A 16,425-nucleotide genomic window follows, 5' to 3' on the forward strand; every position below is an offset into this window, starting at 1 on the left:
TGCCACACTGGCTCCGGACGCGATCGACGGGGTGACCGATGGGGGCGGGCGATGACGGCCGAGGCGGCGGCATTCCGGCTGGGGACGACCGTGGCGAAGGCCGCGGCCCAGACGTGGCTCGGGGGCAGGCGGCGGGAGCAGGAACGCCGGATGGACATGGCCGGGCTGGTGCGCCTGCGCGTGTCCGGCCTGCGCTTCCAGCGGAGCGTGGAGCGGCAGTTCGAGGAGATCGCGGACGCGGTGTACGACCGGCTGGCGCCGTTCCTGGAGCGGGAGTTCCCGGGGCTGGAGGAGAGCAGCCGGCAGGCCGTGATCGACGCGGTGTGCGACACGTTCGCGGCGGCGGACCTGTCGGACGCGGCGGTGCTGGCGGCGGACGTGAACCCGGCGGAGATCGTGCGCCGGGTGACGGGGGCGGTACGGCCGCCGGTCGGGCTGGGCGAGGCGGAAGGCAGGCTGTACGAGCGGCTGTTCGTGGAGTGCGTCGAGTACTACGTGCGGATCGTGCGGGGGCTGCCGGTCTTCGAGGAGCGGGCACTGACCGAGTTGCTGACGCGTACGACGTCCCTCGGCACCGAGATCGCCCGGGTGCTGGAACGGCTCCCCGACCGCTCCCTGTTCGCGCCGGAGGGCACGGACCGGGACGCGGGGTTCCGGCGCCGGTACCTGGAACTGGTCAGTACGACCCTGGACGAGGTGGAGCTGTTCCGGCGCACGTCGGACCGGCCGGGGGCGCAGGTCCGGCTGTCGGTGGCGTACGTGAGCCTGCGCGCCACCGGTGACGACGGGAGCCGGCGCCGCACGGTCCGCTCCCTGCCGATGCTGCGGCCCGACATGAGCGACTGGGAGGAGCCCGGGGGCGAGAGCGCGGGGATGCGGGTGGAGGCGGCCCTGGGCGGAGCCACCCGGGTGCTGCTGCGCGGTGAGGCGGGTTCGGGCAAGACGACGCTGCTGCGCTGGCTGGCGGTCACGGCGGCACGCGGCGCGTTCACCGGCGAGCTGGCGGCCTGGAACGGCCTGACACCGGTGTTCGTGAAACTGCGGGAGTACAGCGGGCGGGAGCTGCCGAGGCCGGAGGCGATGCTGGACTCGGTCGCCGGGCAGATCACCGGCGTCATGCCGAAGGCGTGGGTGGAACGACAGCTCGCCGACGGCAGGGCGCTGCTGCTGGTCGACGGGGTGGACGAGCTGCTGGACGGCGAGCGGCGGGGGGTGCGGGAGTGGCTGCGCAAGCTGCTGACCGCTTACGGGGACGTGCGGGTGGTCGTCACCTCGCGTCCCGCCGCCGCTCGTGCCGACTGGCTGCGCCGCGAGGACTTCACGGCGCTCCACCTGGACCGCATGACCCCGCCCGACCTGGCGGCCTTCGTACGGCAGTGGCACCAGGCGGTACGGGAGCTGGACGACGACCTGCCGTGCACGGTGGAGGAACTCCCACGCTACGAGCAGTCGTTGCTGACGAGCCTCAAGGACCGCCCGCACCTGCAGTCGCTGGCCGGTACGCCGCTGCTCGCCGCGATGCTGTGCGCGATGCACCTGAACCGGGGCAGCCGGCTGCCCCGGGACCGGATGGAGCTGTACCGCAACGCGCTGCACACCCTGGTCCACGAGCGGGACGCGGACCGGAACGTGCCGAGCGCGATGGACGGCCGGCTGAGTCTGAACGACAAGCTGGTGCTGCTGCGGGACCTGGCGTGGCGGCTGTCCGACAACAACCGCAGCGAGATCGGGCTGGAGCAGGCGGCCGTGCACGTCGGCAAGCGGCTCGCGGGGATGCGCCATCTGGACGAGCAGGACGGCGGCAAGGTACTGGAGCAGCTCAGGGACCGCTCGGGCATCCTGCGCTCCCCCGCCGAGGGCCGCCTGGACTTCGTGCACCGGACGTTCCAGGAGTACCTGGCCGCCGAGGAGGCAACGGAGGAGGACCGCATCGGCAACCTGGTCGAGCGGGCCCACCTGGACCTGTGGCGCGAGACCGTCATCATGGCGGCGGGCCACGCGAACCGTCCCCAGCGCGAGGAACTCCTGGGCGGCATCCTGGACCGGGCGCGGCAGGAACCCCGGTACGGCAGGAAGCTGCGGTTGCTGGCGGCGGCTTGCCAGGAGACGGTGCCGGAGGTCTCCGACGGTTTGGCGGGGCGCCTGGAGGAGGCGGTGTCCGCACTGCTGCCACCGCGCCGGCAGACGGATCCGCCGGCGCTGGCGATGGTCGGTTCGAGTCTGCTGCGCCGGCTGCCCCGCTCCCTGAGCGAACTGACGTCGAAGGCGGCGGTGCAGACGGTGCGGACCGTGGCGCTGATCGGCGGGGAGGAGGCGTTGCGGCTGCTGGAGGGATACGCGGAGGACGAACGACGCGATGTGGTCGCCGCTCTCATCGACGCGTGGGACTATTTCGACGCGGACGCTTACGCCGATCGGGTGATGAGCGGACTGCCACTGGACCAGCACTGGGTGGCCTTGACGCACTCTGCCCAACTGCGGGCGGCGCTGCGGCTGAGGTCATTGAACTCGCTGAACATCCGTTTCGAGCTTCAGGACCTGTCCGCCGTCACTGAGCTTCCGCCGCTCCAGCATCTGACGTGCTGGGGTGTCCGGGGCACGGCCGACCTGTCCTTGCTGGAAGGGCACCCCGGGCTGGAACATCTCCAATTGATCCGTGCCGGGTCGCTTCGGCACCCGGAGGCCCTGGGAGATCTGCACGCGCTGCGTCTCGTCCAGTTGCCGATCCCCGACCCGGCCGGCATCGGAGGTCTCCCCGTCCTGCCGCGCCTGGTCCATCTGGTCTTCTCGGGCGTCACGGAGGAGACCGAATTCGGCTTCCTGGCCCAGTTCGGCAACGTGAAGAACCTCTACCTCCTCAGCCCTGGGCACAGCCGACTACCCGAGACCGGCCCTCTGTCCGCGCTGACGGCGCTGCTCAGCCTGACGTTCTACAACTTCGACGTCCGGGACCTGACTCGGCGGCTGATATCGGACTGCCCACAGCTCACCGGCCTGCACCTGTACGGCTGTCTTCTGCCCGACAGGCTCGACGACCTGCGTGCCATGACCCGGCTGAAATGGCTGGAGCTGGTCGACTGCAGAACCGATGACGGGGCCGTCCCTGAACCGCGCCTCCCCGGTGTCAGCGTCGACGTCCGCTGAACACACCACGGCTCCGCCACCCACAGGGGGTCGGCGGGGCCGCGGTGATGTGCGCTGAACCTCAGTGCCAGCTGTGCGGCGCCCGGAAGCCGGGCTCGCGCTCCAGGCGGCGCCAGCCCGCCTTCGCGCGGATCCGGTGAGTCGCCGAAGGCTCGGGGCGGGCGGCGGCGCGGGCCATGAGGACGGCCGTGATGGCGGCGACTTCCTCGGGCTCGGCGTGGCCCTTCTCGACGCGGATGTCAGGAGTGCTCATGGTGTCAGTCTCCGTGAGAGTGAGGTCCGCGGGATTGCCGCGGTGGGTCCGCGGGGTTACTGCGGGGGGTTGCCGTGCTTGCGGGAGGGCAGGTCGGCGTGCTTGGTGTGCAGCATGGCCAGGGACTTGACCAGCACCTCACGGGTCTCGGCGGGGTCGATGACGTCGTCGACCAGGCCCCGCTCGGCCGCGTAGTAGGGGTGCATCAGCTCGGACTTGTACTCCTTGACCATGCGGGCCCGCATGGCCTCGGGGTCCTCGGCGTCGGCGATCTGGCGGCGGAAGATGACGTTGGCCGCGCCCTCCGCGCCCATCACGGCGATCTCGTTCGTCGGCCACGCGTAGGTGAGGTCGGCGCCGATCGACTGGGAGTCCATGACGATGTAGGCACCTCCGTACGCCTTGCGCAGGATGAGCGAGATCCTCGGCACGGTCGCGTTGCAGTAGGCGTACAGCAGCTTCGCGCCGTGACGGATGATCCCGCCGTGCTCCTGGTCGACGCCCGGGAGGAACCCGGGGACGTCCAGGAAGGTGACGATCGGGATATTGAAAGCGTCACACATCTGGACGAAGCGCGCAGCTTTTTCCGACGCCTCGATGTCCAGCACACCGGCGAGGACCTGCGGCTGGTTGGCGATGATGCCGACCACCTGGCCGTCCAGCCGGGCGAGGGCGCAGATGATGTTGCGCGCCCAGCGCTCGTGGACCTCCAGGTACTCGCCGTCGTCGACGATCTCCTCGATGACCTTGGCCATGTCGTACGGCCGGTTGCCGTCGGCCGGGACCAGGTCGAGCAGGACGTCGGAGCGGCGGTCGACCGGGTCGGACGACTCCACGCGCGGCGGGTTCTCGCGGTTGTTCTGCGGGAGCAGCGAGAGGAGGTAGCGCACCTCGGCGATGCAGGTCTCCTCGTCGTCGTACGCGAAGTGGCAGACGCCGGAGGTCTCCGCGTGGACGTCGGCGCCGCCCAGGCCGTTCTGGGTGATCTCCTCGCCCGTCACGGCCTTGACCACGTCGGGGCCGGTGATGAACATCTGGGAGGTCTCGCGGACCATGAAGACGAAGTCCGTGAGGGCGGGGCTGTAGGCCGCGCCGCCCGCGCACGGGCCGAGCATGACCGAGATCTGCGGGATGACACCCGAGGCCTTGGTGTTGCGCTGGAAGATGCCGCCGTAGCCGGCGAGGGCCGAGACGCCCTCCTGGATGCGGGCGCCGGCGCCGTCGTTCAGCGACACCAGCGGGGCCCCGGCCGCGATGGCCATGTCCATGATCTTGTGGATCTTGGTGGCGTGGGCCTCGCCGAGGGCGCCGCCGAAGATCCGGAAGTCGTGGGCGTAGACGAAGACCGTACGGCCCTCCACCGTGCCCCAGCCGGTGATGACACCGTCGGTGTACGGCTTCTTGGCCTCCAGGCCGAAGCCGGTCGCCCGGTGCCGGCGCAGCTGCTCGACCTCCTGGAAGGACCCGGGGTCGAGGAGCAGCTCGATCCGCTCCCGTGCCGTCAGCTTGCCCTTGGCGTGCTGCGCCTCGGTCGCCTTCTCGCTCGGGCCCGCCACGGCCCGGGCACGGATCTCGTGCAGTTCGGCGACCCGTCCGCGCGCGTCCGTCGGCTCGCCGGTCGGCTCACCCGTCGTCTCTTCCAAAACGGTCATGTAGCGACCTTACGAAGGACCCGAAGAAAAGCGAGCCGTCGACTCTGTACAGTCTCCGGCCCGTTTTCCTGGTACGAGTGAACAGAACCGTGGCGACATGCAGCCGTTCCGACTGCTCAGGAGGCCACGCTGTTGTAGGAGGACCACAAAGGCGTCACCTGAGAGCCACCTCACATTCATGGGTGGAGCATGCCATCCCCGGAGTGACGAGGAGCCTCAGACGGCGGTCCGCCGAACGGACCTCCACGCTGTCGTCGGCCCGGACCACCGCGCGTACCGGATGGTCCCAGACCAGCTCCAGCGGGGCTCCGGTGCGGGGCGGCTCGCTCACGTGGAGGGTGGCCGTCCGCCCCCGGCGGACGACGAGCACGCTCGCGCCGGCCGAGACGGTGAGGTCTCCCACCGTACCGGCCCGCCAGAAGGTGTACGCCGTCACCCCCGAGCCGGGTACGGCGACGGCCTGGGCGTCCGTGCCGTTGGCGAGGACGGACAGCCGGCTCCGGTCGGCGGCCCGCAGGGCGGTCTCGGCGCGGGTGGCGCCGGGCAGCAGCACGTAGGTGTAGCGGGCGGCCACCGGGTCGGTGCCGTGGTCGAGCCAAAGGGTCTGCCAGCGGCGGGTGCGCCGCTCGTCGGTGCCGGCGGTGTTGATGTCGGACCAGGCGCCGGTGCGGTCCTCGCGCAGGGTGCGCAGCTCGCCGCCGTACGGCAGGACCCACCCGCCGTGCCCCTCCAGATGAGCCCAGCGCGCGGCCCGTACGAAGGCCTGCCCGCCTCCCTCGCCCAGGTTCCGGTTGTCCACGACCGTCTCGACCGGGACACCGTCGGCGCAGCTGATCCCGGCACCCAGGCAGACCACGGCGTCGGTGAGGAAGAACCACGACTTGCGGGCCTCCAGGGTGGATCCGAGCCCCTTCAGGTGCTGGCCGACCGCCGCGTACGTACCGTCCGTCACCCCGCCGACCCAGCGGACGTCCGGCTTGGGGGCACCCCACTCGCCGCCGGCGCGGTCGGCGAGGCGCCGGGTGGAGACGGTGGTGCCGGGCAGCCGGTACCAGTCGACGGTGGGCCAGTACCAGTCGGTGTACTGGTCGCCGCACCCCCGTGGCCACCAGGAGAGCATGCCGGACCCGGTGTGCCAGCCGCGCGGGTTCTCGCCGTTGCCGCACTCGTAGTGGGCGATGCGGTCGCTGGCCATGGCGAGGGCGGCCGTGAAGCGTGGGGTGCGGTGGACCGCTCGGTCCATGGCGGGGAAGAGCCGGTGACCGAGGGGCTCGGGGGCGGAGGGCACGGGCGAGGCGACGACGGCGTGCAGCCGCGCGAGATCGGCGACCCCGAACTGACTGGACGTCAGCGCCGGTACGACCGTGTCCCGTTCGACCCATCCCTTGATCATCCCGTACCAGCGTTCCCGTTCCGCCCCGCTCGCACCGTCCGCGAGGAGGGCGATGGCGGCGATCAGGGCCTGCCCGTGGTAATGGTCGGAGCGGAGCACGTGCAGGTCGTCGGAGCGGAGGTAACCCCGGCTGATGGCACGCCCGTTGACGCAGTCCATCACCAGTCCGTCGTGGATCAGGGGCGCGTAGGCGTGCTCGACGCTGTCCAGGACGTGTCGCCGCGCCGGGTCGACGACCTCCCACTCGGATCCCGCGAGCAGCGCGAACAGCCGCCCGAGACCGTCGAGCAGGACCTGGCCGTACGTCCCGGAGTAGGCGACCCAGGTGTGCTGGACGAAGGACCCGTCGGCATGGAGCCCGTCGCCCCGGGTCACGTACGGGAAGACCGGTGAGAGCGCGTCACGGGCGAGGGAGATCTTCCGCGGGTCGCGGCCCAGGATGCCGCGCAGGGCGACCGAGCGGCACAGGTCCACACGGTTGGCGCCGGTGGAGGTGCCGGAGTAGTCGGTGAGCACGGCGTCCGGCACGAAATGGTCGACGGCCGCGCAGGCCGCCGCGATCCGCTCGGGGCCGAGCCGTTCGTACAGGGCGGCGGTGATGTCCATCAGCAGCCGGGGGCTGCCGATCTGCCACTCCCACCAGTTGCCGTAGCGGCTGGTGGACGGGTTGTAGACGGTGGCGGAGAGGTGGTCGAGCCCGCGCAGCACGTCGGCGAGGAGCCCGGGATCACCCGTGCCGCCGGTGCCGCCCTGCGCGTAGGCCTGCGCCATGGTCCACAGACGGCCGTAGCTGAAGGTGATACCGGAGGGCGGGTCGAAGGGGTGCCCGGGCCAGAGGGAAGCCGGGGCGGGGGCCATGGTGCCCTGGAACTCCCGCGCCCGCTGACCGAGTTGGGCGAGCCGGGAGGCGTAGGGCTCGACACCCGGGTCGTATCCGCCGCCCAGCGCGATGTCGAGCCACCGGCGGCGCAGCGTGTCGTAGGCGTCGTCGGCCGCCCGGGCGCCGGCCGCCGGGGTGGCGGCGAGGGCGGCGGCCAGCAGGAGTGCGCGTCGGGTCAGACCCATGGGGCCGGTCACCGCCCTCCGCCGGCTCAGCAGCCACCGCAGTTGTAGTAGAGGACGTCCCAGTGATTGCCCTCGTCGGCGTAGATGTTGCCGGAACCGGACCGGTACTGCGGGGCGCCGTCGCCACGGAGGCCGATGTAGGTGAAGGTGTTCTTGATGTACGACGTCACGCACGTGTTCTTGCCGTAGTCGAGCTTGTAGCCGTTCCAGTGGGAGTAGGTGCCGGAGGCGTGGCCGGTCTCCGTGCCTCCGGTGATGTTGAGCGCGCAGCCGGCGGCCCGCTTGAGGGTCTGGGCGCCCTGGGCGGTGGCCAGGTTGAGCTGCTCGAAGGAGGTACAGGCGGGGTTGTTGCGGTCGGAGCAGTTACCGGAGGACGACCAGGTGATGCCGACGTCGCGGAACATCTGGGTGGCGGTGGCGTGACTGATCTTGGTGACGGCGAAGGCGTCCGTCGCGGTACCGAGGACGGCGACACCGGGAGCGACGACGAGGGCGAGCGCGGTGAGGAGGGCGCGGGGCTTCAGCGGCTTCATGGGGACCTTCCTGCGGCGGGCCGTGCTTTATGGGGGCGGCTGTGCAGGTGGTGCAGGCAGATGGTGCCCGAGTGGGCGGGGTGTCCGCCAGAGGGCGCGCACAGCGACTGTGCGCGAACACGTGGACACACTCCGGTACAAGTTGAAAACTGAACCGAATGGGTCTACCTTCTGAGTCACGAGTTCGTTCAACGTTCAACCATCATCCTCAGGAGCACGTCATGGGCATCTTCGGCCGCAAGACCGCCACCCCCGCCCCCGCCGCCCAGCCCGCCGCCGGCCCCGACCTGACCGCCCTGACCGGCGACTACACGATCGACCCGGCCCACAGCTCGATCGGTTTCGTCGCCCGGCACGCCATGGTCACCAACGTCAAGGGCGGTTTCGAGGACTTCACCGGCACGCTCCACCTGGACGGCGCCGACCCCGCCCGGTCCACCGCCGAGATCGACGTCCAGATGGCGAGCATCGAGACCGGCAACGCCGACCGCGACGGCCACCTGAAGTCCTCCGACTTCTTCCGGATCGAGGAGTTCCCGACGATGACGTTCCGCTCCACCAAGGCGGAGGCCCTCGGCGGCGGCGAGTTCCGCATCACCGGCGACCTGTCCCTGCTCGGCGTCACCAAGCCGCTCACCATCGACCTGGAGTTCAACGGCTCCGCCACCGACCCCTTCGGCAACGAGCGCGTCGGCTTCGAGGGCAAGGCCGAGATCCTGCGCTCGGAGTGGGGCCTGACCTGGAACGCGGCGCTGGAGACCGGCGGCGTCCTGGTCTCGGACAAGATCAAGCTCGTCTTCGACATCTCGGCCATCAAGCAGGCGTGAGCCGTGCGCACCGCCGGCGCCGCCCCGAGCGGCGTTCACCAGTGACCGTGGGACCGCTCGCTTCCCGGCCAGTGTCGGGCCTCCGCGAGGTGAGTCAAGGGCGCTCCCGTTCCGCTGCGCTCCACTCCCGCGTCGGCTCCGCCGATGGGCCTCCGGCCCACCCTTGACACACCCCGCTCCACCCCGGGGAAGAAGCGAGCGAGCGGCCCGGAAAGACGGTGGCCCAGCCCGGCACCGGGCCCCGAGGTCGGCTGCGTGCGTGGCGTGGGTGAGGGGGCGCGGGAGCGGATCGCGGGCACGCCGGGTGGGATCGGCGAGTGCCGGGCCGGAAGGTGGCGGGCGCGCGCGGGAGCCGATCGCGACGCCGGGTGGGATGGGCGGCGAGCGGTCGGTGGGATGAGGACGCGGTTCCGCCTTACACACGTCTGGTGGGACTGGAGGGTCTCCCTACCCCAAGTGACTGGCGGACCTGGGCCAGGGAGAGCAGCACGAGGGCTGGATCGCGGGGTGGGGCGTCGGCGGAGGTGGCCCAAATCCGCCAGATACCGCCCTCGTGTGACTTCCGGGGCCGATGGGGCGCCGAAGCAGGGCCCCAGCCGCTGCGCGGGGGCGGAGTGCGCCCCGCCTTTGACCAGCTGTCCGCCACCGCACCCACCGCGCATGCGCACGCCGGTCACCCGCCGCCAGACCCACCACGGGAAGCCGCCCATCTCACCCGGCGTGCCCGCGAAGCCTCCCGCGCCCCCTCACCCACGCCACGAACGCAGCCGACCCAAGGGGGCGGCGGGCCTCAGCCGGCCACTTTCCCCGGGCTGCCCGCTCGCTTCTTTCCCGGGCTGGAGCGAGGTGTGTCAAGGGTGGGCCGGAGGCCCATCGGCGGAGCCGACGCGGGAGTGGAGCGCAGCGGAACGGGAGCGCCCTTGACTCACCTCGCGGAAGCCCGACACTGAGAGAAGAAGCGGGCGGCCCCACAGCCACGTCGTCGGCAGACAGTCACCTCGGCCGGCCCGGGACGGTCGCCTCGCCACCGCGCACCGCGAACTCACACCACACGATCTTGCCGGGGTTCCGCTCCCCCACGCCCCACTTGTCGGCGAGGGCGGCGACGAGGAGCAGGCCCCGGCCGTGTTCCGAGTCCGGAGACGTCTCCGGGGCGCGGACCTCGCCCGGGCCGCTGTCGTGCACCTCCACGCGCAGCGCACTGTCGCGGTGCAACTCCAGCCGGAGCAGGAAACCTCGCCCCGCGGGAACGCCGTGCAGGAGGGCGTTGGTCGCCAGCTCGCTCACACAGAGCAGTACGTCGTCGCCGCGCTCGGCCGTGGCCCACTCCGCCAGCGTCCCGCGTACGAACTCCCGCGCGAGCGGCACCGACCTGCGGTCCCGGCGGTAGAACGCCTGGCGCGTGCGGGGGTGTTGGGGTTCTGCGTTCATGAGGCGAGTGTCACTAAGCGTCACTACAGTGGGTCAGTGAGTGAAGTCGTAGTTCTCATTCCTACGAGTCCACTACGAGAGCTCGGCGTGCGTACGGGGGAAGGGAACGGCCATGCACGAGGCAGCGAGGCCCAAGAAGGTCGGTTCGTGGTACGCGGTCGGTGCGCTCGTGGCGCACTTCAGGCGGAAGGCCCGTCTCACCCAGGAACAGTTCGCGGAGAGGGCCAGCCTCTCCGTCGACACGGTGAGGTCGATCGAGCAGGGGCGGTTAGCCCTCCAACCGGACCGCGCCGAGCAGTTCGACGAACTCCTCGACACCGGCGGCGCGTTGGCGGTGGTGGTGGCCAAGCTGCCGGTGCGGGACCGGATCGTTCAGTTCGCGCAGGGGCTCATCGATCACGAGCAGGAGGCGGTGAGCATCCTGTCGTACGAGACGCAGATGGTGCCGGGATTGCTTCAGACCCGGGAGTACTGTCTGGCCGCCTTCGACTCTCGTTATCCCGCACTCGGCAGCGAAACGGCCGAACAGTGGGTGAACGCCCGTATGGACCGGCAGTTGATCTGGCAACGGGATCGACCGCCCGTGGGTCACTTCGTACTGGAGGAGAGCATCCTGCGGCGGGAGGTTGGCGGTCCGGAGGTCATGCGAGCTCAGATCCGTAAGATCATTGAGTACACAGAGCCGATTCACATGAGCGTGCAGATCATGCCCATGGATCGCATGCCGCACGCCGGGCTCGCGGGCCCCATGACTCTGCTGGAAACGCCCGAGTACGAGCGTCTGGTGTACCTGGAAGTGCAGCGCGCGAGCTTCCTCGTCGACGACCCGAACGAGGTCAGCGATTATCACCTGAAGTATGGAATGCTGCGGTCACAGGCCCTCTCACCCGGCAAGAGCGTGAGCCTGCTGAGCGAACTGCTAGGAGAGTCATGAACACCGCAGCACTGGCGTGGTTCAAGTCCAGCTACAGCGGCAGCCAGGGTGGCGACTGCCTCGAACTCGCCTACACGTGGCGCAAGTCCAGCTACAGCAGCAACGAAGGCGGCAACTGCGTGGAGGTCTCCACCCACCCCGCCGCCATCCACATCCGCGACTCCAAGAACACCACCGGTCCCGTCCTCACCCTCTCCCCCACCACCTGGAGCGAGTTCCTTGACGGCATGGCCCGCTGAAAGCGCATCCGAAACCGCCGAGACCTCACCCGCACCCGCGCCCGCACCCGCACCCGCGCCCGAGTGGATCCACATCACCTCGTACGCGAACGTGCCCGGGCGCCGCAACCCGGTCCACGTGCTCCTCGGTTGACTGCGTGAGCGCGGCATCGACTGGATGCCGTTCGCCGAGGACGAGGTGCGGATCGATCTGATGTGCCGGGTCGGCGACGACGGGCACTGGCACGGCACGCTCGGTGTGAGTGTCGAGGCCGGTGCCCTGTGGCGGCTGGGGCTGCATCCCGGCCAACCGGCGTCCGTCGTGGCCGGGCCTTCGCCGCCGGGCTGGTGGCATGCCGCCGGTGAGCGTTACGCCACTCGGCGGCGGGTCGTCCGCCGTCACGCGCGCTGACCGGACTTTCAGAAGCCGCCGCCGAAGTCCCCTCCCCCTCCCCCGCCGCCTCCGTCGAAGCCGCCTCCGCCTCCGTCGAAGCCGCCCCCGTCCCCGAACCCGCCCCCGAAGTCCCCGGCGTCGAAGTCCGTCCCGGAGACGTCGCCGCCCTCGTAACCGCCCCCGAAGTCGCCGTACCCGGTGCCGTAGTCGGCGGCGTACGTGGGTGTCGCCATCAGGCCGCCCAGGACCGTGCCGACGAGGAGGCCGGGGAGGAGGCCGCCGCTGAAGTAGCCGCCCGCCCAGGGGCCGTAGGCGGGGCCCGCGTCCCAGTAGGGGCGGCGGCCGTACTCCGTGTCCACCTCGCGGATCACGGGGTCGCGGCCGTCGGCCAGACGGGTGGCGTCGGCGGCGCAGACGGGGACCTGGCGCGGGGTGCCGCCGGGCGGGGTCCAGGTGGCGTCGGAGACCGAGGGGCCGTGGCGGGGGTCGAAGAAGCACGGCGGGCGGCGTTCCGGCAGGGGGCGGTGTTCGCGGCGGGCGGCCAGCTGGGCGAGGGAGAAGCGGCCGTCCTCCAGTGCCTCGGTGACGAGCCGGACGTCCTCCGGTCTCCTCGCCTCGGCCATGCGCTGCTTGGCGGTCTCGTAGGCGTCCAGGGCGCGCTCGTAGTCGGCGCGCATCGCGTTGTCGGCGCCCGGTTCCGAGGGGTGGAAGTCCAGGCGGTCGAGTTCCTCGCCGAACGCGGTGATGTCCTCGTCCACGACCACGCGCAGCCGGTCCAGGGCGGCCCGCTGCTCCTCCTCCCGGCGCCGGCGGCTGCGCCGGACAAGCGTGTACGCGCCCGCGCCGGCGGCCGCCAGGACCGCGACCGTGGTGATCAGGCCGGTGGTGGACATACCGCCGCCCCCGGCCGAGCCGCCCCAGCTGCGCGGCGCGTGGCCGCCCATGTTGGCCAGGGCCCGGTCGGTGAAGTCGGTCAGCTGGGCCTTGGCGTCCTCGCCCTGGACGCTGCGGACCAGGTTCCGCCGGGCCGTGGACGACATGACGGAGGAGTCGGCGCGGGCGTCGAAGCGGTCGCCGAGGCGGATGCCGTACAGGCCGGTGACGCCGGTGGCGGAGCGGAGGTCGGAGAAGAGGTTCGCGGTGGGGTAGCCGGCCGGGAGGACGGCGATGAAGAGGGGTTTGTCGGCGTCCTTGATGCGGTCGGCGAGGGTGGCGGCGTCCGCGGCGGACAGCTGGCCGCGGGCCGCCGGGTCGACGTAGACGGGGCTCTGGCGCAGGGCGCGGGCGATCGTGGAGACGCTGCTGTCCGCGCTCGCCCCGGGTGCGAAGAGGGTCGCCAGCGCCAGGACGAGGGCGGCCAGCAGCAGAGCGGGGAGGCTTCGGGTCCGCGGGACGGCCTTCATGCTTCGACGCTACCCGAAGCTTCCCCAAACCGGTCGTTTCTGGTCCTCCCGGGAGCAGGCCGCCGGAAACCGGCTCCCCGGCCCCCGGAAGTCGGCTCCCCCGGCGATCAAGCCGCCCGGTAGGCCTCCGCCAGCTTCTCCACCGCCTTTCCGTACCGGCCGGTCAGCAGCAGGTGGTCGGCGTCCGCGAAGGGCTTCGCCACCGCCTCCCTCATACGCCCGTCCGCCTTCTGCTGGACGAGCAGCCGCGCCCGGGTCACCAGGGCGCGTCCGGTGCGGGCGTCGCCGTGGCGTTCGGCCGCGGCCGCCCGGGCGGCGAGGTCGCGCAGGGTGGCCGTACCGCCCTTCGGGGGCTCGGTCAGGGTGGTCAGGCCCCAGCCGTAGGGGAACTGCGGGTCGTACGCCGGGTCGCCCACGTTGATCGGCAGCTGGGACTCGGACCTGGGCCAGGTGACGGGGAGCTGTCCGGTGAAGGGGCGCCTGCCGTAGAGGACGTCGGCGACGCCCTCGCCCTCGGTGCCGGGGAGCCAGGAGGCCACCAGGGCGTCGATGTCGTCCAGCCGGTCCCCGATCAGCTGGGGGCGGCCGGAGACGATCAGCACCGCGCACCTCATGGCGGCGCACACCTTGTCCACGGCGGCCCGGTCGGCGGCGGACAGGTTCAGGTCGTGGCCGTTGCCGACGTCTCCCACGCCCTCGGCGTACGGGGTCTCGCCGACCACGACCACACCGACGTCGTAGCCGCCGGTGGGAGCGGAGGCGTCCTCGGAGTAGGTGACGTTCCCGCCCGCCTCGCGCAGGCCCTGGAGGACGGTCGTGCCGGGGACGGTGTTCCCGGAGGCGCCCTGCCAGGTGAGGGTCCAGCCGCCGGTCTGGTTGCCGATGTCGTCGGCGTTGGACCCGGCGACGTACACCTTCTCGCTCTTCTTCAGCGGCAGCAGTCCGCCCGCGTTCTTCAGCAGGACCTGCGACTCGGCGGCGGCCCGGCGGGCGACCTCGCGGTGGGCCGGGGAGCCGATGGCGGCGGCGCCGCGTGTGTCGGCGTAGGGGTGCTCGAAGAGGCCGAGCCGGAACTTCTCGGTGAGGATGCGGGAGACCGCGTCGTCGATCCGCCGCTCGCTGATCCGGCCCGCCTTCACCTCGTCGGCGAGCGTGGTGGCGAACTCCTTGTAGCCGTACGGCACCATCATCATGTCCACGCCCGCGTTCACGGAGGCGCGGACGCGGGCCGCGTAGTCGCCGGGGAGCTGGTCGATGGCGTTCCAGTCGCTGATCACGAAGCCGGAGAAGCCCATGCGGTCCTTGAGGACGCCGTTGATCATGTCGCCGCGGGCGTGCATCCTCACCGCGCCCTTGCCGTCACCGGTGATGTCCAGGGAGGAGTACGACGGCATGACGGTGCCGATGCCCCGGTCGACGGCCTCGCGGTACGGCGCCAGGTGGATGTCCTCCAGCTGCCGGCGGGTGACGGTGGTGACGCCCTGGTCGATCGTGTACGTCCCGGTGGTCGAGGAGCCATAGGCGGTGCCTCCGTCGCCGACGAAGTGCTTGGCCGTGGCGAGCACCTTGTCGTTGCGGCTCAGGTCCCTGCCGTCCGCGCGGCCCTGGAGGCCCTGGATCACCGTCTCCATGGACTCGACCAGGGCCGGGTCCTCGCCGAAGGACTCGTAGGAGCGGCCCCAGCGTTCGTCGCGGCTCACGCACAGGCAGGGCGCGAAGTCCCAGGGGACTCCGGTGGCCCGGACCTCGGCCGCCGTCACCGCGCCGGTCTCCTGGGCGAGCCGGGGGTCGCGGGTGGCGCCGATGCCGATGTTGTGCGGCATGACCGTGGCACCGGAGAGGTTGTTGTGGCCGTGGACCGCGTCGACGCCGTAGAGCAGCGGGATCTGGAAGCGGGTCGCCTGCGTGCGGAGCTGGAAGGCGTCGGTCATCTCCGCCCAGGCGGCGGGCGTGTTGGGTGTCGGGGTCGAGCCGCCGCCGGAGAGCAGGGAGCCGAGGGCGTAGGCGGCGATGTCGTCCGGGCGGCTCATCGCGCCGCGCTCGGCCTGGGTCATCTGGCCGGCCTTCTCCGCCAGGGACATCCGGCCGAGCAGGTCAGCGACGCGCTTCCGCACCGGCAACCGGGCGTTCAGGTACGGCAGTCCGTGCGCGTCGATCACGATCCGGGGGGACTCCGCGGGGGCCTTGGCACCGGTGGTCGTGAGGTTCAGGGGGATGGTCTCGGCGGCTTCGGCCGTGCGGTCCCGGCGGGTGGGCACCTCGATGGTCCGGACGGTGCCGGAGGCGGTGCCGGCCGGGAAGGTGAGGGTGCCGGAGACGGGGGTGTAGTCCTCGCCGGCGGTCGCCGTGCCGTCGGCCGTGGCGTAATGGACGGTGACCGGGTCGGTGAGGGGCGCCTCGCCGGTGGTGGCCACGGTGACCGCGACCTTCGCCGTCCGGCCCTCCCGGACCGGGATCACGGGGGCGTCGGTGGTGACGGAGGCGCGCAGGGCCTGGTCGGCCTTGCCGTACAGCTCCACGCCGTCCATGGCGAAGTCGCCCTTGGTGCCGGGCGGGAGGGTGACGGCGTAGCCCCACATCTCCTTCAGGCCGAGGACGTGGTCGATGCCGCCGACGGGCTGGTAGTCGGTGCGGTAGGTGAAGTCGGTGAAGGGGAGGCTGATCTGCTTCCAGCCGGTGAAGTCGTCGGTGAAGGAGGTCGTCCAGAGTTCGGAGGCCTCGCCGTGGGCGCCGCCGTCCTTGATCTCGAAGGTGATCCTCCGGCCGTTGTTCCGGCCCTCCCACCACAGCCGGACGCCCTGGTGGGCGGACCAGTCGTGGGCGGGTGCGGTGGCGGCGAAGTCGTGGGTGAAGCCGCCGTAGCCGCTGATGTCGTAGCCGCCGGTGAGGACCTTGCCCCCCTCGGGGGCGTCGGCGCGGTCGGCGAGGCGGAGCGTGGGCGGGTCGTCGGTGTCGCCGCCCCAGGTGAAGAGGCCCTCGGCGGGCTGGGCGGCGAAGGGCACCTCGCCTTCGAAGCGGTCCACGGGGACGGGGGCGGGTTCGTCGGCGGCGCGTGCGGTCGCCGCCCACGGCAGCAGACCGGCGAGGAGTGCGGCGGAGGCGAGCAGGGCGGTTCTTCGCATGGACCTTCCCTCGGCTCTCGTGGTTCACTCGGTTCACTCAGGGCTTAGCTCACGCC

General features: G+C 71.5%; 12 protein-coding genes. 5 read left to right on the forward strand and 7 right to left on the reverse strand.

Annotation, left to right across the window (positions count from 1 at the left end):
* The first annotated feature begins 51 nt into the window (after positions 1-51).
* Positions 52-3,144 (forward strand): NACHT domain-containing protein, encoded by a 3,093-nt coding sequence (locus tag ACZ4VF_RS32845; protein WP_467930563.1) that lies wholly within the window; start codon positions 52-54, stop codon positions 3,142-3,144.
* A 61-nt stretch (positions 3,145-3,205) separates the two neighbouring features.
* Here the strand turns inward: ACZ4VF_RS32845 and ACZ4VF_RS32850 are convergent, their stop codons facing one another.
* The 4 genes from ACZ4VF_RS32850 to ACZ4VF_RS32865 form a co-directional block, all read right to left on the reverse strand.
* On the reverse strand, positions 3,206-3,397 hold the full coding sequence (locus ACZ4VF_RS32850; protein WP_467930564.1) for an acyl-CoA carboxylase subunit epsilon: 192 nt from the start codon (positions 3,395-3,397) through the stop codon (positions 3,206-3,208).
* Between the two features lie 56 nt (positions 3,398-3,453).
* Positions 3,454-5,049: an acyl-CoA carboxylase subunit beta gene (locus ACZ4VF_RS32855; protein WP_467930566.1), complete on the reverse strand. Its 1,596-nt coding sequence runs from the start codon at positions 5,047-5,049 to the stop codon at positions 3,454-3,456.
* Between the two features lie 154 nt (positions 5,050-5,203).
* Positions 5,204-7,507 (reverse strand): polysaccharide lyase 8 family protein, encoded by a 2,304-nt coding sequence (locus ACZ4VF_RS32860; protein ID WP_467930567.1) that lies wholly within the window; start codon positions 7,505-7,507, stop codon positions 5,204-5,206.
* A gap of 26 nt (positions 7,508-7,533) precedes the next feature.
* Entirely contained in the window at positions 7,534-8,040 is a 507-nt protein-coding gene (locus ACZ4VF_RS32865; protein WP_467930568.1) for a hypothetical protein, read from the reverse strand.
* A 221-nt stretch (positions 8,041-8,261) separates the two neighbouring features.
* Between ACZ4VF_RS32865 and ACZ4VF_RS32870 the strand changes: the two genes are divergently transcribed.
* Complete coding sequence (locus tag ACZ4VF_RS32870; protein ID WP_467930570.1) at positions 8,262-8,867, forward strand: YceI family protein; 606 nt, start codon at positions 8,262-8,264, stop codon at positions 8,865-8,867.
* 993 nt (positions 8,868-9,860) lie between these two features.
* Here the strand turns inward: ACZ4VF_RS32870 and ACZ4VF_RS32875 are convergent.
* Positions 9,861-10,298, reverse strand: a complete 438-nt coding sequence (locus tag ACZ4VF_RS32875; protein ID WP_467930571.1) for an ATP-binding protein — start codon at positions 10,296-10,298, stop codon at positions 9,861-9,863.
* Positions 10,299-10,410: 112 nt separating this feature from the next.
* Between ACZ4VF_RS32875 and ACZ4VF_RS32880 the strand changes: the two genes are divergently transcribed.
* The 3 genes from ACZ4VF_RS32880 to ACZ4VF_RS32890 all read left to right on the forward strand — a co-directional run bounded on the left by ACZ4VF_RS32880 (position 10,411) and on the right by ACZ4VF_RS32890 (position 11,862).
* A complete protein-coding gene (locus ACZ4VF_RS32880) occupies positions 10,411-11,232 on the forward strand; it encodes a helix-turn-helix domain-containing protein (RefSeq protein ID WP_467930572.1) in 822 nt (273 codons plus the stop codon).
* Positions 11,229-11,471: a DUF397 domain-containing protein gene (locus ACZ4VF_RS32885; RefSeq protein ID WP_467930574.1), complete on the forward strand. Its 243-nt coding sequence runs from the start codon at positions 11,229-11,231 to the stop codon at positions 11,469-11,471. Before ACZ4VF_RS32880 ends, ACZ4VF_RS32885 begins: the two co-directional genes overlap by 4 nt.
* 157 nt (positions 11,472-11,628) lie before the next feature.
* Complete coding sequence (locus ACZ4VF_RS32890) at positions 11,629-11,862, forward strand: hypothetical protein (protein WP_467930575.1); 234 nt, start codon at positions 11,629-11,631, stop codon at positions 11,860-11,862.
* An 8-nt stretch (positions 11,863-11,870) separates the two neighbouring features.
* Here ACZ4VF_RS32890 and ACZ4VF_RS32895 read toward each other — a convergent pair whose 3' ends face one another.
* Positions 11,871-13,247 carry a hypothetical protein gene (locus ACZ4VF_RS32895; protein WP_467930576.1) on the reverse strand — a complete coding sequence of 459 codons (1,377 nt, stop codon included), beginning with the start codon at positions 13,245-13,247 and terminating at the stop codon, positions 11,871-11,873.
* A 107-nt stretch (positions 13,248-13,354) separates the two neighbouring features.
* Positions 13,355-16,369 (reverse strand): glycoside hydrolase family 3 protein, encoded by a 3,015-nt coding sequence (locus tag ACZ4VF_RS32900; protein WP_467930577.1) that lies wholly within the window; start codon positions 16,367-16,369, stop codon positions 13,355-13,357.
* Between the last annotated feature and the right edge of the window lie 56 nt (positions 16,370-16,425).

The organism is Streptomyces sp. NPDC029151 (assembly GCF_055564315.1).